17 protein-coding genes and 1 riboswitch are annotated in these 23,231 nt (G+C 51.4%); all 17 genes read right to left on the reverse strand.

The window, feature by feature from the left end:
- Positions 1-40: 40 nt before the first annotated feature.
- Positions 41-1,051 carry a FecCD family ABC transporter permease gene (locus ACI3EW_RS08550; RefSeq protein WP_405579346.1) on the reverse strand — a complete coding sequence of 337 codons (1,011 nt, stop codon included), beginning with the start codon at positions 1,049-1,051 and terminating at the stop codon, positions 41-43.
- A 186-nt stretch (positions 1,052-1,237) separates the two neighbouring features.
- Complete coding sequence (locus ACI3EW_RS08555; protein WP_346011200.1) at positions 1,238-2,476, reverse strand: ABC transporter substrate-binding protein; 1,239 nt, start codon at positions 2,474-2,476, stop codon at positions 1,238-1,240.
- A 50-nt stretch (positions 2,477-2,526) separates the two neighbouring features.
- Positions 2,527-3,465, reverse strand: a complete 939-nt coding sequence (locus ACI3EW_RS08560) for a hypothetical protein (RefSeq protein WP_118533025.1) — start codon at positions 3,463-3,465, stop codon at positions 2,527-2,529.
- A 150-nt stretch (positions 3,466-3,615) separates the two neighbouring features.
- A complete protein-coding gene (locus ACI3EW_RS08565; RefSeq protein ID WP_118533023.1) occupies positions 3,616-4,641 on the reverse strand; it encodes a sirohydrochlorin cobaltochelatase in 1,026 nt (341 codons plus the stop codon).
- Between the two features lie 55 nt (positions 4,642-4,696).
- Positions 4,697-4,907, reverse strand: a riboswitch (cobalamin riboswitch).
- Positions 4,908-5,138: 231 nt separating this feature from the next.
- Entirely contained in the window at positions 5,139-6,389 is a 1,251-nt protein-coding gene (locus ACI3EW_RS08570; protein WP_215702048.1) for a chloride channel protein, read from the reverse strand.
- 133 nt (positions 6,390-6,522) lie between these two features.
- Complete coding sequence (gene ilvA, locus ACI3EW_RS08575; protein WP_405579350.1) at positions 6,523-7,755, reverse strand: threonine ammonia-lyase; 1,233 nt, start codon at positions 7,753-7,755, stop codon at positions 6,523-6,525.
- A 120-nt stretch (positions 7,756-7,875) separates the two neighbouring features.
- Positions 7,876-8,811, reverse strand: coding sequence for a signal recognition particle-docking protein FtsY (gene ftsY, locus ACI3EW_RS08580; RefSeq protein ID WP_118321069.1), 936 nt, complete (start codon positions 8,809-8,811; stop codon positions 7,876-7,878).
- A 13-nt stretch (positions 8,812-8,824) separates the two neighbouring features.
- Positions 8,825-12,382, reverse strand: coding sequence for a chromosome segregation protein SMC (smc, locus tag ACI3EW_RS08585; protein ID WP_329752510.1), 3,558 nt, complete (start codon positions 12,380-12,382; stop codon positions 8,825-8,827).
- A gap of 55 nt (positions 12,383-12,437) precedes the next feature.
- Positions 12,438-13,118, reverse strand: a complete 681-nt coding sequence (gene rnc / locus ACI3EW_RS08590; RefSeq protein WP_329752509.1) for a ribonuclease III — start codon at positions 13,116-13,118, stop codon at positions 12,438-12,440.
- Positions 13,119-13,187: 69 nt separating this feature from the next.
- On the reverse strand, positions 13,188-13,418 hold the full coding sequence (gene acpP / locus ACI3EW_RS08595; protein WP_015554516.1) for an acyl carrier protein: 231 nt from the start codon (positions 13,416-13,418) through the stop codon (positions 13,188-13,190).
- A 153-nt stretch (positions 13,419-13,571) separates the two neighbouring features.
- A complete protein-coding gene (gene plsX, locus ACI3EW_RS08600; protein ID WP_329752508.1) occupies positions 13,572-14,579 on the reverse strand; it encodes a phosphate acyltransferase PlsX in 1,008 nt (335 codons plus the stop codon).
- 412 nt (positions 14,580-14,991) lie between these two features.
- Positions 14,992-16,425 (reverse strand): Asp-tRNA(Asn)/Glu-tRNA(Gln) amidotransferase subunit GatB, encoded by a 1,434-nt coding sequence (gene gatB / locus ACI3EW_RS08605; RefSeq protein ID WP_405579355.1) that lies wholly within the window; start codon positions 16,423-16,425, stop codon positions 14,992-14,994.
- Positions 16,422-17,897 (reverse strand): Asp-tRNA(Asn)/Glu-tRNA(Gln) amidotransferase subunit GatA, encoded by a 1,476-nt coding sequence (gatA, locus tag ACI3EW_RS08610; protein WP_405579358.1) that lies wholly within the window; start codon positions 17,895-17,897, stop codon positions 16,422-16,424. The genes gatB and gatA overlap by 4 nt, the downstream gene beginning before the upstream one ends.
- Before the next feature lie 12 nt (positions 17,898-17,909).
- The gene (gene gatC, locus ACI3EW_RS08615) at positions 17,910-18,203 is read right to left on the reverse strand and encodes an Asp-tRNA(Asn)/Glu-tRNA(Gln) amidotransferase subunit GatC (protein WP_118298020.1); all 294 of its coding nucleotides are present in this window, start codon (positions 18,201-18,203) and stop codon (positions 17,910-17,912) included.
- A 38-nt stretch (positions 18,204-18,241) separates the two neighbouring features.
- Positions 18,242-19,573 carry an aspartate--tRNA(Asn) ligase gene (aspS, locus tag ACI3EW_RS08620; protein ID WP_405579361.1) on the reverse strand — a complete coding sequence of 444 codons (1,332 nt, stop codon included), beginning with the start codon at positions 19,571-19,573 and terminating at the stop codon, positions 18,242-18,244.
- A gap of 378 nt (positions 19,574-19,951) precedes the next feature.
- Positions 19,952-21,166 carry an LL-diaminopimelate aminotransferase gene (locus ACI3EW_RS08625; protein WP_405579364.1) on the reverse strand — a complete coding sequence of 405 codons (1,215 nt, stop codon included), beginning with the start codon at positions 21,164-21,166 and terminating at the stop codon, positions 19,952-19,954.
- A 141-nt stretch (positions 21,167-21,307) separates the two neighbouring features.
- Positions 21,308-23,056 carry a CTP synthase gene (gene pyrG / locus ACI3EW_RS08630; protein ID WP_215702055.1) on the reverse strand — a complete coding sequence of 583 codons (1,749 nt, stop codon included), beginning with the start codon at positions 23,054-23,056 and terminating at the stop codon, positions 21,308-21,310.
- Between the last annotated feature and the right edge of the window lie 175 nt (positions 23,057-23,231).

Here is a 23,231-nt window from a genome sequence, read left to right on the forward strand (position 1 = left end):
ATAAGCTGTGGTCTACAAGCTGCTCCATACTTTCCCGGTATCAGCGCTTTGCCCTCTTTATCATCATCACGATCACCACCGGCGCTCCGAACACTGCGGTCACGGAACTGATGGAGATCTCCGTAGGCGCGAATAATGTCCTCGCCAGCAGATCGCTGAACAGGCAGAAAACAGCCCCGCCGAGGAAACATCCCGGGATCACAATGATCGGCTTCGCGGTCTTAAAAAGCTGCCGGATCACATGGGGCACCGCGATCCCGACGAATGAGACCGGACCGGCAAACGCAGTCACTGTGGCTGAGAGGATGCTGGACAAAAGGATCAGTTCGATCCGGAACCGTCTGATATTGACTCCCATGTTTCTCGCGTAGACTTCTCCCAGCTGGTAAGCTCCCATGGCTTTTGAGAGCAGCATGGAACCAAGAAACGCCGCTGTGACTACAAGGGAGCTGATCTTCACCCCATCCATCGAGATCCCGGAAAAGCTTCCCATGGACCAGTTGTGGAGATTTACGATATTCGAATCATCCGCGAACGTCACGATAAAATCCGTGGCCGCAGAACAGATATAGCCGATCATAATGCCGCTGACCACCAACATGGACATCTGAGGGATCTTTTTTGAGACCGTCAGGACAAAGCCCATGGACACCATGGCGCCGAGAAATGCCGCAAGGATCATGGTCCAGGAATTCATGATCAGTCCCTGTCCGAGGAACACGACCATAAAGACCGATACGACAAGCTTTGCTCCGGACGAGATCCCGAGGACGAAAGGTCCTGCGATCGGATTTGAGAAAAATGTCTGTAAGAGAAAACCGGATACGGAGAGTGCTCCGCCGAGGGTCAGGGCAGCGAGCATTCTCGGAAGCCGGATATCAAAGAGGATATGCCGGACCATATCGGTCCCCTCTTTCGCCGTCAGGGCCGCGAGGAGATCTGCTGCCGATACCCGCACGCTGCCGACCGCCAGGCTCAAAAAGCCGAGTCCTCCGAGCAGCACGATCAGGAGCAGATAGGCGCGGATGATCCGCTTTGTCTGAACTTCCATAGCTTCCATGTCTCCTTTCATCGACCGCGGTTTTTAAGCTGTTTTGTAACTATTCAATAGGTCAGCGCACTTGCTGCGCTGACCGTAATAAAACACAGGCTTGAAGGCAAAAATCCCATCAGCGAAGCCGATTTGGAATGGATTTTTGCTCGTAACTGTGAGGGTACTGAACAGTTACGTTGTTTTTTATTTCAGCTGGTGCAGATACGTGAACGCATACTCCCGGTTTCCGGAGAACACTGCATTCATGTCCCGGATCATGTCCCCGAGCCCCATGGTCTCCTGGAACATGTTTTTCCCGGTACACCAGACATTGCCCTCTTTCACCGCCTTGAAATCCGCAAAGAGCTGATTTTTTGCACACAGTTCGTCGATCGTGGTAAGTTCCCCGTCGATCGTGCTGTTGTAGATCAGGACATCCGCGTCTTTTGCGGCGGCATAGAAAGACTCAAAATCCATGTTCATCGTGGAAAGCGCATTCTCACCGGTCCCGGCATTTTCCGGCACATACGTTCCTCCGGCGATATCGATCATCTTCGCGATATAATCCCCGTTCTTCCGGACATTGACGCTTCCGGAATTTGTCACATAGAAAAATGCAGCTGTCTTTCCGGACGGTTTCATGGCGAGGACATCCGACAGAGCATTCATATTTTCCTGAAAGATCTGATCGGCCTCCTCCTCTTTTCCCGTCAGAAGACCATAGAGGCGGATCCACTCCATTCTCCCGAGCGGATGACTCTCATAGCTGGACCGCTCCACGAGGACCGGGATCCCGAGGCGTTCCAGCTGTTCCTTGACCTCCGGGGTATGGTAGATCATCGTGGATTCCACTGCAAGCTCACAGGAGCTGCTTACGATCGTTTCGTAATCCGGTGCGCTGTACTTTCCTGCATAGGCAATCTTTCCCTCTTCCATCGCAGTTTTCGCCTCCGGAAGGTACCATCCGGTCTCCTTTGTCCCGGAAAGTGCAATGGAATCCAGGGCATCCAGGCGGATAAAATCATCCATGGCGGAGGTCGCCACAAGATAGATATTTTTTACCGGTTTATGAAGGACCGTGATCGAAGCCGGAAGTCCGTCAGGCGCGGACACACCTTCCGGCAGCAGGAGAAACTGATCCGCATCCCCGATGGTGATGAGGGCGATGCCGTCCTCATAATAGTCTGCTGAAAACTGGTCGGCGTAGAGAAGATCCATGGAGCCTGTCGGGGACATCTCCTCCCAGTTAAGAACCGGCAGATCTTTGTTTTGCTGAGCCTGAAGATTTTCCTCACTGCCATCCACGGAAGCGGTCGTGTGGTTTTCCCCTGTAGACGGCGCGGCCGTCCCGGGTTCCGTTTTTTTCGAACAGCCGGAGCAGGCAAACGCAGCAGTCATGAGGATTGCCGCAGCCAGAACAGATCTAAAAAGTGTATAACGCACCCGCGTCCTTCTTTTCTGCTTCCTGGGATCAATTTGTCTTCTTTCCATATTTACTGTTTCTGCTCCGCCAGGGTACTGGAATCAAAGGTCAGCGTATACTCGATCTCATGAGGCGTGCTCATGGCAGTTGTATCCGCAAAGATCGTAAGCGGGCTGTCAAATCCAGCTACCGGGATCACAAATGTGGAGTTTCCCTCTGTATTAACCGGGAGGAATTTCTCTTCCTCTACCCGCACATAGTCATAATTGGAGCTGCTCCAGATGATCGTCGCCTCCGCTTTTCCGTCTTTGATCTCGATCACAGCCGGAGATTCCACGGATGCACGTCCGGATCCGCCGCTCAGGGAGACTTCCGCGGTGTAAGTTCCATCCGCAAGGGAGAGATCCTGGACGGTTTTTAAGGAAGAATTGAGAAGCGCGTCTGCCGGGATCCCGGATGCCTCAAAGACAAGCTCCCTGTCATACCATTTCTCTTTTTTCTTGCTGAATGCAGCGCACGGAAGCACCTCATTTAAGGCCTTGACCGGAACAGTAAAGCTGTGTGTTCCGTCAGAATTCTCCTCGAAAGGAATCCGGTCTGTCTCCGCGGTCTTTGCAGCCTCCTCTCCGGTTCCCATATAGACATACAGGTATCCGGTCCCGCCCATCGTCATTTTCGCGGTCATGGCGCCGTCTTTGACTGTCAGCGTACAGGATGTGATCTTAAACATGGAAGAGCTGGACTCCACGGAAATCTCGTAGGTTCCCTCTTTCAGATCCTCTGCAGATACCGGGACGAGTCCCGTCGTGTCAAGTGTCTGTTCTGCGGCAGTCTCCTCGCCGGAAGCAACGGCTGCCTTTGTCTCATCGGCCGAAGCAGTTTCCGCTGTTGTTTCCGCCGTGGTCTCTGCAGAAGCAGCTGTCGTTTCTGTCGACCCGGACTGTCCGCAGGCTGTGGACAGAGCGCAGACAACTGCGAGTGCTAATGAAAATTGTTTTAATTTACGCATAAAGTTTTCTCTCCTTTTGTAACCGGAAATCATTGGGGCATCCTGGACGGTTTCCTGAAGTTCCTTTCGCAGGCTGGAGTTTCCCGCAAGTGCACCTCCCGGTTATATAAAAAGGCGGCCGAATCCTCGACCGCCCATATCTAAACATTCTTATTTTGCGAGACTGTTCACTGCAGCCTGGGCATGCTGTACGAAGAGCTGCTGGATCGGCTCAAGCTCACCAAGACCTCTTACAAGGCAGGTTACCTCATAGCCTGCAGCCTCAAACTGGCTCTTCCAGGAGTCATCGTCGTCACCGGCCATATCGTTGTTTGCGTGGTCACCGGCTACGATCATAAGCGGCTCAAGAACAACTTTCTTGTAGGAACCTTCCTTTACCTGATTGATGACATCTTCACAGGACGGAGTTGCCTCAACGGTACCTACATAGTAGTTGTCAAAGCCCTCTTCCTTTAACATATCCTGCATTTTCTGGTAAACGGCGTTGGAATCAGCCTCTGTGCCGTGACCCATGAAGCAGATCGCGGTCTCACCGTCATCGTACTCTTTTGTTGCGTCTGTGATCGCGGAGATCACTGCCTTGAAGTCATCATCAGAAGTTAAGAGCGGCTCACCGACAGCAACCTGCTCGAAAGCGTCGGAATTATCAGCTAACTCGTTTACAAGATCTGTGTACTCAAGACCGTTCATAAGGTGGGTCGGCTGTACAACGAGAGTCTTGACACCGTTGTCAACAGCGCGGTTTAAAGCCTCTGTCACGTTATCGATCGAAACATTGTCTCTCTTTTTTACATGGTCAATGATGATCTGGCTTGTGAAACCTCTTCTTACGGAGTAATCCGGGAATGCATTTTCGATCGCATTCTCGATCGCGCCGACTGTCAGTCTTCTGCTGTCATTGTAGCTTGTACCAAAGCTCACAACAAGAAGTTCTTTCTCGCCGATCTCATCCTGATTTCTTGTGTTATCCATGGAAGCGTCTCCTGTATTGTAGTTTTCCTCGTCCTCTTCTGCAGCTGCTGTCTCTGCGGCTGTAGTCTCCTCAGCTGTTGTCTCTGCAACGGTTGTGGTCTCCGCAGCTGTTGTCGCTGCTGTCTGGCTTCCGGAGCATCCGGAAAGGATCGCCATGGATACGGCTGCCGCTGTCATAACGGCGTAGATGTTTGCTTTTCTCATTTACTCTTCTCCTCGCTTGAAAAATGATTTTTTAAGGTCCCCGGCTGGTTTTTCCCCTCCAAACGGACATCCGGCAGGTTTCCTGGCTCATCCATCATCATGCATGAAACGCCTTCCCGGCAGGTTTCGCCAGTGACTGTCCGCATAACACGGACAAGATTCATGCACTCCGGATCTACAGTGACGGGCTCGCACAGGCGTCTGACCTGTTTCCCTTTTAACTCTCAGAGATCGCCGTTTGGGATATCGTACAACCATCCTCCGGCGGTCTGTGACAGCACCGCATGTAAATAGACCTGTGTCGTTTATCATAACACCTTGGCAGTAAAAAAGCAACCGGATATCCCGATAATATTCACATCCGGTCCCGATCAATGGATACCCTGCGGGATTTCCGATCTGAAAATCCCCGGTCATCGGGTTCTGCAAATATTTTCCGAAATATCTGATTACTTTTGATCATTTTTTCTAACTGAATCCCCGGAACCGGACCTTGATCAGTGGGCTTTCCGGTTGATGAACTCGGTCTTTGTCTTTGAATATGTGAACTTCTGGCTGCTGTAGAGCCCGTAATATCCCGACAGTGTGAAGCTGATGGCAACGGCAACCGCAAAATACGGCATCGCCTCAAAACCGAAGAGCTCGAAGCCGAGGAACATGGTCGCGATCGGGCAGTTTGTGACGCCGACGAAGGTGGCGAGCATGCCTGCTGCCGCACACAGGGACGGTTCAAAGCCTGTGAGCAGTCCGAACGTGCACCCGAATGTGGATCCCACTGCCAGTGTGGGAACGATCTCTCCGCCCTTAAAGCCGCCGCCGAGGGCCACCGCCGTGAAGACCATCTTGAAGAAGAACGCCAGGTATCCGGCATCTCCTTCCACCGCCTGTTCCACAAGATTAAATCCGGCTCCGCAGTAATCCCTGCCGAACACCAGCGCGAGTCCGATGGAAAGGACTGCTGCCACAAGAATGCGCAGATAAACGTTGTCGATCTTTTTCTTGTAGAGATGCTGGGTCTCATGGAGCAGGATGCAGAAGCAGACGCTTAAAAGCGCACAGGCCAGTCCGAGTCCGACGGTGTAGAGCGCCGGTACAAGGGAAAATTCCGGAACATGGAGGATCTGGAACGCTTCCCCGTGAAGTCCAAGCGCACCGGAAATCTGGGCACCGATGAAGGAGGCAAAGACGCACGGCACGAGAGCCGCGTAATAAGCGACACCGATGCTGATGACCTCGATTCCGAACATTGCGGCAGCCAGAGGCGTCCCAAAGATCGCCCCGAAACAGCCGCTCATGCCGCTCATGATCATGACTTTTTTGTCTCTCTCATCCATATGGAAGAGATCCCCGAGATAATTTCCGATGCAGCCGCCGATCTGTAAGGCAGCTCCCTCTTTGCCGGCAGACGCGCCGACCGCCTGGCTTAAGATCGTGGAGACAAAGATACACGGCAGGGTCGTCATATGGATCTTCTCGTTGGATGAGATCGACTCCAGGATCAGGTTCGTCCCGCGGTTTCCGATCTCGTGGAACATCTGGTGAAGAAGGACGATCAGAACACCTGCCACGGGCATGAGATACAGCATAAAGCTGTAAGTTTTAAACAGCCGCTGAGCGTAGATGACCCCGTATCCGAAAACGGTCCCGATGAGACCGCAGACGGTTCCCATTACAATAGAGATCGCGGTCCAGCGGAGAAAATACAGGATGTTCTTGCTGAGAGCAGTATGAGTTTCGCTTCTGTACATACATTTTCCCCTTATTCAGCAGACCGTCGGGCATTTCACGAAGTTTGACAAATTGATATATGCCTGACCGCGTTCCATGACCGGCGGTCCGTTCATCACACCTCCCGCAGAGGCGGGAGAATCCCTGGTATCATTACATATAAATTCCGGAAGTCTTGGAGATTACCGGGCAGTAGCCCGCTGTTTCCAGAGCCTTGATGATCTGATCCTTGTGCTCAGTTCCGAAGGACTCTAATGTGATCGTAAGTTCCACACCCGCTGCGCGGTTTACATTTGCGAATACGTTGTGCTCGAGCTTGATCACGTTGCCCTGCTCTTTTGCGATCAGTGCAGAAACAGCTGCCAACTGGCCAGGCTTATCCGGAAGCATCACGCTTACCGTGAAGATACGGTCTCTCTGCATCAGTCCGTTCTGGACAACTGTCGCCATCGTTAAGACATCCATGTTTCCGCCGCTTAAAACGGATACGACTTTTTTGCCTTTGAAGTCAAGATGCTTTAAAGCCGCAACGGTCAAAAGACCGGAGTTCTCGACGATCATCTTATGATTCTCTGCCATATCGAGGAAAGAAAGAGTCAGTTCGGAGTCGTCCACTGTGATGACCTGATCCACGTTTGCCTGAAGATACGGGAAGAGCTTGTCGCCCGGCGTCTGGACAGCGGTACCGTCCGCGATCGTGTTGATCTTGGAGACGGTGGTTACCTCTCCGGCCTCTAAGGATGCCTTTAAGCAGGCAGCTCCTGTCGGCTCAACAGCGATGACCTTGATCTTCGGATTTAAGAGTTTTGCGAGTGTGGAGACGCCTGTACAGAGTCCGCCTCCGCCTACCGGAACGAGAATGTAATCCACAGTCGGGAGTTCTTTGATGATCTCCATCGCAATGCTGCCCTGGCCGGTCGCAACTTCCAGATCATTGAACGGGTGAACGAAGGTATATCCGTGCTCGTCTGCAAGCTCGTATGCATGGGCACATGCCTCATCGAAGACATTTCCGTAGAGGACAACGTCGGCACCGTAGGATTTTGTGCGGTTTACCTTGATGAGCGGTGTTGTCACCGGCATAACGACGGTTGCTTTCACACCGGCAAGTTTTGCGGCATAGGCAACGCCCTGGGCATGGTTTCCGGCAGATGCAGTGATCAGACCGCGGGAACGCTCTTCCGCTGAGAGCTGGCTGATCTTATAATAAGCGCCGCGCACTTTGTATGCACCGGTGCGCTGCATGTTTTCCGGTTTAAAGTAGATCTTGTTCCCGTAGCGCTCAGAAAAATATTCACTGTAGATCAGTTTTGTCTCCTGAGTGACCTTTTTTACGATCTCAGATGCTTCTTCAAATTTTTCGAGTGAAAGTTCCTGCATTTCCATTTGTATTCTCCTTCATATTCATTCCTGATCGATCTCATCGATGGAACATTTTTCTGTCTTTCCCATAGTTGTCTGCTATACCGGCATTTATCTGGCTGTTTTCTGCCTGAATTGCATCGGTCATTCCGGCTGTTTCGCAAACAATGCGTTTACGAAGTCTTCGGAATTAAATTTCTGAAGGTCGTCGATCTTCTCCCCGACACCGACATATTTGACCGGGATCCCAAGTTCCGACTGGATTGCAACCGCGATGCCGCCCTTTGCAGTACCGTCAAGCTTTGTGAGGATGATGCCCGTAATGTCGGCAGCTTCCATGAACTGGCGGGCCTGGACCAGAGCGTTCTGTCCTGTCGTTCCGTCGAGAACAACGAGTGTCTCACGGTAAGCTTCCGGGTACTCCTTATCGATGATGCGGTTGATCTTTTTTAACTCCTCCATGAGGTTTTTCTTGTTATGGAGTCTTCCCGCGGTATCGCAGATCAGGACGTCTGCGTTTCTCGATTTTGTCGCGGAGATCGCGTCGTAGATCACGGCAGCCGGATCGGATCCCTCTTTCTGGGCAATCAGCTCCACGCCGGCACGGTTTGCCCACTCTGCCAACTGGTCGATCGCTGCAGCACGGAAGGTATCAGCCGCCGCAAGAACAACCTTCTTTCCCTCTGCCTTTAACTGGTCTGCAAGCTTTCCGATGGACGTCGTCTTTCCGACTCCGTTGACACCGATGACGAGGACAACGGATTTCCTGTTTTCAAACTCATACGCATTCTCGCCAAGATCCATCTTTGCACGGATGCTGGCGATCAGCGCCTCCCGGCATTTCTCCGGTTCTTTGATATGCTGCTCTTTTACGGTCTTTTTCAGGTCTTCAATGACCGCCATGGTCGTCTGGATTCCCATATCGCCCATGATCAGAGTCTCCTCAAGCTCCTCGTAGAAATCATCATCAATCGCGGAGAAGCCGGAAAAGATGGAATCCATTCCGGATACAATGTTTTCTCTGGTCTTCGTGAGACCTTCCACAAGGCGCGAGAAAAAGCCCTTTTTCTTCTCTTCCATATGAATCCTCCAATTATTTCAGATCGTTTTCGATCAGGTTTACGGAGACAAGCGTGGATACGCCTTTCTCCTGCATCGTGATTCCGTAGAGCCGGTCAGCCGCGAGCATCGTGCCTCTTCGGTGGGTGATGACGATAAACTGGGTATGTTTTGTCAGTTTGTGCAGATATTTCGCATAGCGGTCGACGTTGGAATCGTCAAGCGCCGCCTCGATCTCATCAAGGAGACAGAACGGGGACGGTTTTAAGTTCTGGATCGCAAAGAGCAGGGCGATCGCCGTCAGTGCCTTTTCACCGCCGGACATCTGCATCATATTCTGAAGTTTCTTTCCCGGCGGCTGGGAGATGATCTGGATCCCCGCCTCCAGGATATCTTCGTCCTCGATCAGCTCAAGACTTCCGTGTCCTCCTCCGAAGAGTTCCCGGAATACCTTGTCAAACTCTGCCCGGATCAGGGCAAATTTTTCTGTAAACTGCTTTCGCATTCCGATATCCAGCTCTTCGATGATCTTATAGAGGGCATCCTGTGCCGCGACAAGGTCATCATGCTGGGTCTTCATGAACTCGTAACGCTCAGAGATCTCTTTATAATCCTCGATCGCATTGACATTGACATTTCCGAGTCCGCGGATTGCATTCTTCCGTTCAGCGATCTGGCGTTTCATATCCGCCGCATTCGTCAGGGTCTCATCCCGGAGAAGCTCCGCTGTTGAGAAGGTGAGACCATATTCATTCCACATATAGTCCACCTGGGAATCCTGGCGTTCCGCAAGCTTGTCGTTCTGGTTCTGAAGACGGATCAGCTCCTTATCGAGATCGGAGATTCTCGCAGAGAGCGCTTCCCGCTTTTCGAAGAAGCCTTTCTGTGCCTCGTTTTTCGCGGCTTTTTCTTCCTGGGCAGCAGCCATCTCCTGACGGTACGTTTCCGCATCCTTTCCGGCATCTTTGATCTTTTCCTTCAGTTCTTCGATCTGTGCCAGACGTTTTTCCACCTCATGCTTACTGTCCGTGTGTCCGTCATGCAGAGACATTCTTTCGGAGAGCAGCCGCTCTTTTTCATCTTCGAGACGATGGATGTTCTGGTCGAGGAAGGAATCCTGCTGCTTTAAGTTTGCTGCTTCCAGCTGGACTTCGGAGAGCGCCGCAGATGCAGTATCCCGGTCGGCCTTTGCCTGTTCCAACGCGGTGGAATCCGTCCCGATCTTTGTCTCCCGCTCCGTGTTTTCCTGTTCCAGCCGCTCCATCTCTTTCGCGATCGCGGCGAGACTTGCGCGGAGTTCATGGATCTGTTCTTCCAGCTGACGGTTTTCCAGGTTCATGTCCGCGGAGGATTCATAGAGTTCTTCTTTCTTTCCTTCCAGCTGCTTTAACGCGATCTTTGTCGTATTCTCTTCCAGATATTTTTCCTGGAGAGCACTCTTTACCGACTCCAGCTCCCCGCTCTTTTCCTGGAATATGCCTTCCTGGAACACGGTCTCCGCCTGGATCTTATCGACGGTCGTCAGCGCGCGTTTACATGCCTCCTCCAACTCCTCCATCTCTCTCTTTCTTCCGAGAAGATTGCTGGAGTTTCTAAAGGCACCGCCGCTCATGGAACCGCCCGGATTTAAGAGATCGCCCTCCGGCGTTACGATCCGGATGGAGTGCCGGTATTTTCTCGCGATGGCGATCGCATTGTCGATGTGATCCACCACGAGGACGCGGCCGAGGAGATATCTGGCAAGTGCCTGATATTCCGGACGCACGCGGACAAGATCTGCAGCGATCCCGATCGCTCCCGGTTCTTTTAGCGCGCCTGGCGTCTTAAATCCATCCCCGGATGAGATCGCGGATAACGGCAGGAAGGTCGCACGACCGAACTTGTTCTTTTTCAGGTGTTCGATCAGGACTTTTGCGGTCTGCTCGGAATCTGTGACGATGTTCTGGATCGATCCGCCGAGCGCTGTCTCGATGGCGATCTCATATTCTTTCGGAACATCGATCAGATCAGCCACAACGCCGTGGATCCCTCTCACACGGTCCCTGACTTCCATGACACGCTTGATGCTGTTTCCATATCCATCATAACGCTCCGCAAGGTTCCTTAAGGATTCCAGTTTTGTGTGGGCCGTATGGTAATCCTGTTCCGTGTGGCTTAAGTTTCTGTTTAAACGGCGGATCTCTTCGTTCGCCGCCTTCACCTCTTCCTCCAGGGATTCCGCCTGGGAGAGGAGTTTTTCGATCTCCGCATCGATGGCAGTCAGACGCTCGTTCTGCTCTGAGATCTGGTTATCCCAGTTTTCCTCATCACTCTTTACTTTTAAGAGTTTCTGGGCTACCTCAGATCTGCGGACCTGGACCTGCTCCAGCGTGGTGACATCCTTCTGCTTCTTTACAGAGAGTTCTGATTTTTCATTCAGTGCTTCGATCTTTGCACTCTTTAACTCTTCGATGGACTGTTCGAGACTGTCAACGCGGCTGCCGGAAGTATTTACGGTGTTCTCCGCATCGGAAAGTCGTTCTGACACTTCCCGGATTCTGGTCCCGAGAGCCTCTCTTTCCTGCCTGATCGATCCCTGTTCTTTCTCTTTGGCCGCCAGCTCCTCATCGATGGCAGCCGTCCTGTTTTTGATGTGCTCCGCATTCAGTTCCTCTGTGCGGATCTGCTCTTTTATGACATCGATCTGTCCTTCCAGGTTTCCTGCGGACAGTTTCGCCTCATTTTCGGCATTCTGCTTTTCCGTGATCTTTTCGTCCAGCAGACGGACCGCCTCGGAGATCCGGTCATATTCCTCTTTCAAAGCTTCGGCAGCGGCTTTGGAATCTTCCATATCGCCGTTTACGGTGTGCTCTTTCTGTGCGAGTTCCCGTTTCTGCTCCTCGACCGCTTTCAGGTCTGCGAGGAAGAGGTTCACATCGAAACGCTTCAGCTCTTCCCGGAGTCTTAAATACTCTTTCGCCGTCTCCGCCTGTTTTGCAAGAGGTGCCACCTGCTTTTCAAGTTCGCTCAGGATATCCGATACGCGGACGAGATTCTGCTTCTCATCCTCGAGTTTTTTCTGGGCGATCGCCTTTCTGCGCTTAAACTTTACGATCCCGGCCGCCTCATCAAAAAGCTCTCTGCGGTCTTCCGGGCGTCCGCTTAAGATCTTATCGATCTGTCCCTGCCCGATGATGGAGTAGCCTTCCTTACCGATACCGGTATCATAAAAAAGCTCATTGATATCCTTCAGCCTGCAGGCGCTTCCGTTTAAGAGGTACTCACTCTCACCGGAGCGGTAGATCCGCCTGGAGACCGTCACTTCATCGTAATCGATGGCAAGCTGGTGGTCGGAATTGTCCAGGGTGATCGCCACATAGGCAAATCCCTGGGGTTTTCTTGTCTCTGTGCCGGAGAAGATCACGTCCTGCATGGACGCACTTCTGAGCTGCTTTACCTTCTGCTCACCGAGCACCCAGCGGACCGCGTCGGCAACATTGCTCTTTCCACTTCCGTTCGGACCAACGATGCCGGTGATTCCGTTGTGGAATTCAAATACGATCTTATTTGCAAAGGATTTGAATCCCTGTACTTCGATACTCTTTAAATACATGCGTTATTTTCCTATTTCTATAATGTGACCATTCCGGTCCTCACGGGTCCCGATCTTATTTGATCCTGCAGATCCCGTGGTAAGCGGCAACCTGCTCGGCCGCTTTTTTCGTGCGTCCCAGACCTCTGCCGATCTCCTCATCGCCGATCTTTACGCACACCTCGAAGGACTTGTTGTGATCCGGTCCCTCTTCCTTTATCAGTTCATAGACAAGTGTTTCTTTGTACTTTGCCTGAACCATTTCCTGCAGGATAGTTTTGCTATCGTAAAAGAGCTGCTTATGTTCGATATCATTTAAAATGAATTTATGGATAAACTCTTTTGCATTAGCAAGACCACCATCCAGATAGATCGCACCGATCACTGCCTCCATCGCATCGGAGACAACAGACGGACGTTTTCTTCCTCCGGTCAGGTCCTCGCCCTTTCCGAGCAGCAGATAATCACCTAACGGGATCACTTCCGCGCAGTAAGCGAGCGTCGGCTCACAGACAAGACTGGCACGGAGTTTTGTCATCTCGCCCTCCGGCATGGACTCATAAGTGTGAAACAGAAAATCGCTGGAGATCACCTCGAGCACGGCATCGCCCAGAAATTCCAGGCGCTCATTGCAGCGCGTCTTATCCCAGTGTTTTTCGTTCGCGTAGGAACTGTGTGTCAGGGCGTGAGTCAGAAGTCCCGGATCTTTGAACCGGTAGCCGATCACTTCCTGAAGTTTTTCTAGTTTTTCTTTCATTCGATTTGCCTTTCTTCTGCCATGTATCGCAAAGAAGGTGTCCCTTTGCGGAGACACCTTTTCCTGCTACTAATTTAATGCGTTTTTGATCGCCTCAACAGCATCGCCGACACTCGCGATCTTCTCAGCTTCCTCAGTCGGGATCTCGATGTCAAACTCTTCTTCGATTCCCATGATGATCTGGAATACATCCAGAGAATCCGCGCCGAGATCGTCAACGAATGTTGTATTCATTGTGATCTCCTCCGGATCAATGTTGAGAACCTCTGCGATGATCTGCTGTAATTTTTCGAACTCCATAATTTCCATCCTCTCTTATTTTGCTTTTTACGGAGACACAAAACTGTGCCGTTCCATATATTTAATTTTTGCATCCGGACTGTTGCCGGTTGTCTTCTGATGTAATTTTATGCGGCGATGTGAACTGCCGCATATTGGTGTTTTTCAACCTGTCTATGCAGTTTCTTCCGGTGCAAGGCATTCCCGGATCTTATCCGAGATCTCATTCTCCTTGAAGGAGATGCACTGGATAATCGAATTCTTTACTTCTTTTGCCTTGGAGCTTCCGTGAGTCTTCACAACGAGTCCCTTTAAGCCCAGGAGCGGTGCGCCGCCGTACTGGCTCGCATCAAAGCTCTTCAGCGTGGATTTTAACGCCGGTTTGATCAGAAGAGCTCCGATCTTGCTTCTTAAATTGCTCATCAGGCCTTTCTTCACCATTGTCATCATCGTTGCGCCGACGCCCTCATAGAGCTTTAAGATCACATTTCCGACAAAGGCCTCGCAGACGATCACATCCGCGCCGCCGTGCGGGATCTCACGGGCTTCGATACTTCCGATAAAGTTGATATTTTTACATTCTTTTAAGAGCGGGAAGGTCTCTTTCACGAGAGCATTTCCCTTCTCCTCCTCCAGACCGATATTGACGATCGCCACTCTCGGATTTTCGATTCCCATCACATATTTCATATAGAGGGAACCCATCTGGGCGAACTGTAGCAGGTGGGACGGTCTCGCGTCAACGTTTGCCCCGCAGTCGATCAGAAGGGAAACTCCCTTTTCCGTCGGGATCAGCGGTGCGAGCGGCGGGCGCTCTACGCCTTTGACGCGACCAACGATGACCTGGCCGCCTACGAGGACGGCTCCTGAGCTTCCCGCAGATACAAAGCCGTCAGCCTCGCCGTTTTTCACGAGGTTCAGACCAACTACAAGGGAAGAATTCTTTTTCTTACGGATCGCATTGACCGGCGGTTCTCCCGTCTCGATCACTTCCGGGGCGTCAACGATCTCGATCTGCTCTTTTTTATAGGTATATTTCGAGAGCTCTTTTTCGATGACATCTTTCTGTCCTGTCAGACAGACCGTAATGTCGTTCCGCTCTGTGACCGCGTCAACGGCACCCTTTACGATCTCTCCAGGGGCGTTGTCTCCGCCCATGGCGTCTACTGCAATTTTTATCATGTATTTTCTCTCCAATTCCTGCCCGCAGCGGGAAGTTCTTCTAAATATTCCCCATACGCGGATCATCCCATCGAACACCGCAAAATGATACGGCTGCTCTCAGGGACTTTTATAGTAACTAATATACTAAATACCATTCATAAAATCAATACTTTTTTCGTGAACAGAATATGTTCCTTTTTTAACATTTTTCACAGTCAGGTTTTTCCGAACGGGAAGTCCCCTGCAATACCGCTGCGGCTGCAAATTTTGACGATTCAGAATGCAAAGCACCGGAAAACTCATACATTCCGGCAACAAGTACATTATATATAGAAGAAACAGGATTGCTGCGGCTGCACCGCTCCGGAATGAACAAAAAGGGCCATGGCAGCTGCACCGGAGCTCCGGCCAGCTGTCATGGCTTCTTTTATTATCCCTGCACCAGTTTGCGGATCATCTCGCTCACCTGCGCCGGGTTCGCTTTTCCTTTCATCTCCTTCATGACCTGTCCCATGAGGAATCCGATGACTTTATCTTTTCCTTCCTTCAGCTCTCCAACCGCTTTCGGGTTTGCGTCCAGGATCTTTTTCACGGTCTCCTCGAGAAGACCGGAGTCGCTCTCCATCTTCAGTCCGTGTTCCTCCACATAGACAGACGGATCCACGTCGGACTCGAACATCGCAGCGAACACCTCTTTCGCAGTCTGGTTATTGATCACACTCTTTTCAAGGAGTTCGATCAGTGCTGCCAGATGCTCTGCGGAAAAGACGATCTTTGATGCCTCCATCTCCTTCTCCTTTAAGAGACGGAGTGTCTCCCCGGTCAGCCAGTTTGCCGCTTTTTTCGGAGCTGCTCCGGCTTTGATCGTGTTCTCAAAGAGCTCTGCAAGCGCCTTATCGGCAGTCAGGATATCGGCGTCATAGGCACTCAGACCGTACTCCGACTGATATCTCTTCGATTTCGCCTTCTTTAACTCCGGCTGTGCCTTGCGGATCGAGGCGATCCAGGCATCGGAGATATCGATCGGCGGAAGATCCGGGTCCGGGAAGTAACGGTAATCCTTTGCATCTTCCTTGGAACGCATCGCGTGGGAAGATTCCTTGTTGTCATCCCAGCGTCTCGTCTCCTGAATGACGGCACGGCCGTCCTCGAGAAGCTCGATCTGGCGTTCCCGCTCTCCCTCGATAGCATGGGCGATCGCCTTGAAGGAGTTTAAGTTCTTCATCTCGGTTCTCGTTCCAAATACCGGATTTCCCACCTCGCGGACAGAAAGGTTTACGTCGGCACGCATGGAACCTTCCTGGAGACGGCAGTCGGAAACACCGAGATACTGCATCGTGGACTGAAGATGCTCCAGGTACTGGATGACCTCGTCGGCACTTCTCATATCCGGCTCCGACACGATCTCAATTAACGGCACGCCGCTTCGGTTGTAATCGACTAAGGAACTGTCGGTCCACTCGTCATGGACCAGTTTTCCGGCATCCTCCTCCATGTGGATCTCATGGATCCCGATCCGCTTTGTTCCCGCTGCCGTCTCAAGCTCCACGTAACCGTCATGGCAGATCGGCAGATACAGCTGGGAAATCTGATAGTTCTGCGGGTTATCCGGGTAAAAATAGTTTTTCCGGTCAAATTTACAGAACTGGTTGATCTCACAGTTTAACGCAAGTCCGGCGCGGAGAGCGAACTCCACAACCTGCTTATTTAATATAGGAAGAGATCCCGGCATACCTGTACAGATCGGGCACACATGTGTGTTCGGCGCAGCGCCGAAATCTGTTTTGCATCCGCAGAAGATTTTTGTCTTTGTGGCAAGTTCTACATGGACCTCAAGACCGATGACTGTTTCATACTGTTTCATGATAAGGTCTCCTTTCTGGCAAACGGAAGTGTCCATTCACCGCGGACATGTTCCATGGCGGATGCCGCTGCAAATAATGTCTTTTCCCTGAAGCAGTCGCCGAGAAGCTGGACGCCGATCGGGAGTCCTTTTTCGTTTACACTGCATGGAACGGTGAGTCCCGGAAGACCCGCAAGGTTGACAGCAACCGTATAGATATCGCTCAGGTACATCTTCATCGGATCGCTCAGGGAGGTTCCGATCTTCGGAGCCGCCGTCGGAGCTGCCGGTCCTAAAATGATGTCATACTTCGCAAATGCCTCATCAAAGGCTTTTTTGATCAGTGCACGCACCTTCAGAGCTTTCAGATAATATGCGTCATAATATCCGGAGCTTAAGACGAAGGAACCAAGCATGATCCTTCTCTTGACCTCCGGTCCGAAGCCCTCGGATCTTGATTTCTTGTACATGTCATGAAGTCCCTCGTAGTCCTTTGCCCGGTAGCCGTACTTGACGCCGTCAAAGCGCTCTAAGTTGGAGCTTGCCTCCGCGGCCGCAATGACATAGTAGGCCGGAATCGTATATTCCATGAGACCGAGATCAAAGTATTCGACCTCCGCCCCGCATTCTTTCAGGTAAGCCGCACACTGTTCCACCGCTTCCCGCACATCTGCGTCAAGACCGTCGGACAGGTACTCTTTCGGGATCCCGATCTTCATGCCGCGGACATCTTTTCCGATCGCCGAAGTGAAATCCGTATCCTCCCGCTCCATGGAAGTGCTGTCCTTCTCATCGTGGCTTGTGATCGTCTCAAGAAGCGCTGCACAATCGGCCGCATTCTTTCCGACCGGTCCGATCTGGTCGAGAGAAGACGCATAAGCGACGAGACCGAAACGGGAGACGGTTCCGTATGTCGGCTTGATCCCCGTGACGCCGCAGTAGGAACTTGGCTGACGGATCGAACCGCCGGTATCGGAGCCGAGAGCCGCAAAGCACTCACCCGCAGCGACCGCCGCACAGGAGCCACCGGACGAACCGCCCGGAACGTGTTCCGGATCCCACGGGTTTCTCGTAACCTGAAATGCAGACGTCTCTGTCGTACTTCCCATCGCGAACTCGTCCATGTTTGTCTTTCCGAGGATCACCATTCCGGCATCCGTGATCCGGGTGACTGCCGTTGCGTCATAGAACGGGACGAAGTTTTCCAGGATCTTTGACGCACATGTCGTCTTCATTCCCTTTGTACAGATATTGTCTTTCACTGCGATCGGGACACCTGTAAGCGGCCCTGTATATTTTCCTGCGCGGATCCCCGCATCCACTTCTCTCGCCCGTGCCAGGACCTTCTCCTCATCCACGGTGAGGTATGCGCGGATCTTCTGATCTTCCTTCGCGATCTGTTCCAGGGACGCTTTCGCGGCTTCCTCGGAAGTGATCTCGCCTGCTTTTATCTTTTTTGCCAGCTCTGTGGCGGAAAGTTCCAGTATCTTCATATCCGTCTCCTCCTAACCGATCGTCTTCGGAACAAGGAACTGTCCGTCCTTTTCCTTCGGTGCATTTTTCATCAGCTCTTCCCTCGGGGTGCTCTCCAGGACAACGTCCTCACGGAACACATTTTTGATCGGGAAGATATGGGTCAACGGCTCCACATCGGAGGTATCCAGCTTATTTAACATGTCCACATAGTCCAGCATCTGCTGAAGATCGTTTCTTGATTTCTCTTTTTCTTCATCCGTCAGATGAAGTTTTGCCAGGATCTCGATCTCATCCATGGTCTTATCGTTGATCATCTCTGCCATAATTATCCGTCCTTCCTGAATGGTCTGCGTTTTTTTCATCACGGTTTTAATCTTGTCATGTCTCTCGGGAACAGGCACGCCTCACGGACGTTGTCCTCGCCGATCATCTTCATGGTCAGACGCTCAAGTCCAATCCCGAGACCGCCGTGCGGCGGCATTCCGTATTTGAAGCAGTCGAGGTAATCTTCCATTCCCTCTGTATCCATGCCTTTCTCCTCGATCTTCTTTAAAAGTGTCTCATAATCGTGGATCCTCTGGCCGCCCGTCGTGATCTCAAGGCCGCGGAATAAAAGGTCAAAGCTCAGGGTAAATTCTTTGTTTTCCGGATCATCCATCGCGTAGAACGGACGTTTCTTTGACGGATAATGGGTAACGAACACGAAATCCGCACCGTACTCCTCTTTGAAGTACTCACCGATCAGTACCTCTTCCTCCGGCTCCAGATCGTGCGGGCTTCTGATCTGTCTGTCATACTTCTCAGCGATCAGGCGCTTCGCCTCATCAAAGCGGACATACGGGATCTTTTCCACGTTCGGAAGTTCGATCTTTAAAAGTGCAATCTCTTTCGCGTAATCTTTCTTCAGAAGTTCTACCACATACTGGAGCATCGCTGTCTCCATTCTGCAGATGTCCATGAAGCTGTCGATGAATCCCATCTCAAAGTCAAGACTCGTGTACTCGTTTAAATGTCTCTTTGTGTTGTGTTTCTCCGCACGGAACACCGGACCAGTTTCAAAGACTCTGTCGAAAACGCCGACCATCATCTGTTTGTAGAACTGCGGGCTCTGTGCCAGAACTGCCGGTCTGTGGAAATACTGGAGCTTAAAGAGGTTTGCGCCGCCCTCTGCGGATTTTGCACCGATCTTCGGGGTATGGATCTCGGTGAATCCCTGGCTTGTCATAAATTCACAGAAGCCGCGGCAGATGCCTTCCTGGATCCTGAATTTTGCACGCTCACGGACATTTCTGAGGGCAATGGCACGGCGGTTTAAGTTCGCTTCCAGCGATGTCGGAAGTTTCCATTTGTCGATCGCGATCGGCATCGGCTCTTCCGGTTTTGAGAGGATTTCTGCGTCCGCAAGGTGGATCTCGATCCCGTGCGGTGCACGCTCTTCCCTGAATACGGTTCCTGTCACGCGAACCGCCTGTCCTTCACGGATTTCTTTGAGCGTCTCACTTCCGATCCCGTCCTGGACTACGGTCTGTAAAAGACCTTCCCGGCTTCTTAAGATCACGAAGGAGATCTCTCCCATATCGCGGATGCTGTGTACCATTCCTTCTGCGGTAACTTCGGTACCAACGGGCTCTTCTCTTTCCAGTTCTTCAAGAGTTTTTACTTTGCTGTCTTTTAATCCTGTTACAAACTCCATAATCGGTTCCTCCTCGTTTTGTGGGGTAATTGAGGCTTTCAGAGTAAACAAAAATCCCGCCCCGGAGAATTTTGCTCTTATCATTCTCCGGGACGGGATCTTTTTATTTCCCGCGGTACCACCCGCATTGCATTTTCATGCCACTCATGAGTCGCCGCTTTCGCTGTCGGACCATCATCCTAACGACTCGGCCGCGTAACGTGCGGCTTGCGTGCTGTCCTACCATCGGTTCCGATATCGAGCAGCCGGCTCCGGAGCGTTCCCGCCTTTCTCATCTCTTCCGCGCTCTCAGCTGTCACACGGTTCTCTGTAAAGTTCTTCGAAAGGGAGTTTCCTTCAACGCCTTTGTTTGATATTTTTTTGATGTCTCTTGTTTTATCAGAGATTTTTGATTCTGTCAAGTGCTTTTAAAGAATTTTCATAAGTTCCGAATGCAGTAATCCGGAAATATCCTTCACCAGACGGGCCGAAACCTGCACCAGGAGTACCCACGATTCCCGCATTGTTTAACAGGAAATCAAAGAAATCCCAGGACTTCATGTTATTCGGGGTCTTTAACCAGATATACGGGGAGTTTACGCCGCCGTATACGGTATATCCGGCATCCTTTAAGCCGTCATAGATCGTCTTTGCGTTCTTCATGTAGCGTGCGATCTGCTCAGCAACCTGTACTTTTCCCTCCGGAGAGTACACTGCCTCGCCGGCACGCTGGATGATATACGGAGTTCCGTTGTACTTGGAACCCTGACGGCGCATCCACATCGCATTTAAGCTCACATCGCCGCACTTTAAGTCCTTCGGGATCACGGCAAAACCAAGACGCATACCGGTAAATCCGGCTTTCTTGGAGAAGCTGCGGAGCTCGATGGCACATGTCTTTGCGCCCTCACACTCATAGATGGAGTACGGAATGCCAGCCTCAGTGATATATGCCTCGTAAGCAGCGTCATAGATGATCACAGCGCCGTTCTTGTTTGCAAAGTCTACCCATGCCTGGAGATCTGCCTTCTTGATCGCCTCACCGGTCGGGTTGTTCGGGAAGCAGAGATAGATCAGGTCCACGTGCTCCTTCGGGAATTCCGGAAGGAAACCGTTGTCTGCAGTACACGGCATGTAAACGATCTTGTCAAAACGTCCGGTCTCGCTGTTGTAGAGACCGCTGCGACCTGCCATAACGTTGGAATCCACGTATACCGGGTATACCGGGTCGCATACTGCGACTACGCTGTCTAAGGAGAATAATTCCTGGATATTTCCGCAGTCACACTTTGCACCGTCGGATACAAAGATCTCATCTGCGGAGATGTCGCAGCCTCTCTCCTGGAAATCCTCTTTTGCAATGATATTTCTTAAAAAGTCATAGCCCTGCTCCGGAGCATAGCCGCGGAAGGTCTCCGCATGACCCATCTCATCGACAGCTTTGTGCATTGCCTCGATGATCGCCGGAGCGATCGGCTGAGTCACATCACCGATACCAAGGCGGATGATCTCCTTTTCCGGATGCTCTGCCTGGAATGTGGATACTCTCTTCGCAATATTTGCGAACAGATAGCTGCCCGGCAGTTTGGCAAAATTTTCATTGACTTTAAACATGGTCTCAATCCTCTCTTTCTGTCTGTAAATGCATTTAGGATATTTTTCATGAATAAATATACCACACAAATGCAGGAACTGCGATAATAATTTGGCTAACGCATTAACTTTTTTTAATGATAAACAGTTAAAGTCAAACCATTAATCTTCCTGGATCAGCATTGTGACCATATGGGCGCTCTCCGCCATGGTCCGTCCTGTATCCATGCTGGTCTTCTGAAGATACCGGTGTGCCTCCGGCTCAGAAAGATGGTTCCGCTTCATGAGAAGCTTTTTCGCACGTCTCAAAACCCCCTGCTCCTCAGCACTCTCAACAAAACCTGCAAAGAGCGGATGTGCATGGTTCGGTCTTGACTTGAATTCCGGATGTGCCTGGATCCCCACATAGAACGGGTGATCCGGGAGCTCGATCATCTCAACGATATGTCCGTCCGGGGACTGTCCGGAGAGCATCATGCCGTGAGATGTAAAGTCATCACGGTAGTCATTGTTGATCTCAAAACGATGTCTGTGGCGCTCGTTGATCATATCTGTTCCGTAGAGGGAATATGCTTTCGACTTTTTATCAAGGACACACGGATAGGAGCCGAGACGAAGCGTTCCGCCAAGGTTCTCCACGCCGTTCTGATCCGGCATCAGATCGACAACCGGATGGGTTGTCTCCGGATCCAGCTCGGAACTGTTTGCATCCGCATAGCCGAGAACATTTCTCGCAAATGCCACCATGGCCATCTGCATGCCGAGGCAGATCCCGAGGAACGGGATCTTGTTCTCTCTCGCATAGTTTGCAGCCAGGATCATGCCTTCGGTTCCTCTGGAGCCAAAACCGCCCGGGATGATGATGCCGTCAACACCGGCGAATGTATCGTCGAGAGCTTCCGGTTTTAAGAACTCGGAATCGACCCATTTGATCGTCACTTTTGTGCGGTTTGCGATCCCGCCGTGCTTTAACGCCTCCATGACACTCAAGTACGCGTCATGCAGTTGGATGTATTTTCCTACCAGTGCGATCGTGACCTCGCTTGTCGGATTCTTTAATGCATCGACCATCTGTTTCCAGTCACCAAGCTGCGGTTCCGGACACGGAAGATTGAGGCATTCGCAGACCACATGAGCCAGGCGCTCTTTTTCCATGGCAAGCGGCGCTTCATATAAATATTCTACATCCAGGTTCTGGAGAACATGGTCTTCCGGAACGTTGCAGAATAAAGCGATCTTGCTCTCGATACCGTCCTCGAGCGGAACCTCTGTACGGCATACGATCACATCCGGGGAAATTCCCATTCCCTGAAGTGCCTTGACGCTCTGCTGGGTCGGTTTCGTCTTTAATTCTCCTGACGCCTTTAAATACGGAACGAGTGTCACATGGATCAGAACGGAATTCTGATATCCGATCTCGTGGCGGAACTGGCGGATCGCCTCCAGGAACGGCTGGCTCTCGATATCGCCGACGGTGCCGCCGACCTCGATGATCGCGATGCGGTCCTCGTCCGGGGATTTCGCGCGGTAAAATCTCGCCTTGATCTCATTTGTGATGTGGGGGATCACCTGTACGGTACCTCCGCCGAAGTCTCCGTGGCGTTCTTTCTGAAGAACCGTCCAGTAGATCTTACCAGTGGTCACGTTGGAATTTTTGTCAAGGCTCTCATCGATAAAGCGCTCATAATGTCCAAGGTCCAGGTCGGTCTCTGTTCCATCGTCGGTGACGAACACCTCTCCATGCTGGATCGGATTCATGGTACCCGGATCAATATTGATATAAGGATCGAACTTCTGCATCGTGACCTGGTACCCTCTTGCCTTCAAGAGACGTCCAAGGGATGCGGCTGTAATACCTTTGCCGAGTCCGGAGACAACGCCTCCCGTGACGAATACGTATTTAACTGCCATACCTTACCTCCAAATATATATTGTGAATGTGGGGAACTTGTAACTGTTCAGTATTTTTCACAGTTACGGGAACTTTTCCTATGATGTGCGAAAACTGTCTGCTTCATGCTCATGCAACATTGCATGAAAAAAGGTGACAGAAGTACTAAGACTCTGACACCTTTGTCTAATCAAT

It is taken from the genome of Pilosibacter rotomagensis, from assembly GCF_045062245.2.
Taxonomy (GTDB): Bacteria; Bacillota; Clostridia; order Lachnospirales; family Lachnospiraceae; genus Pilosibacter.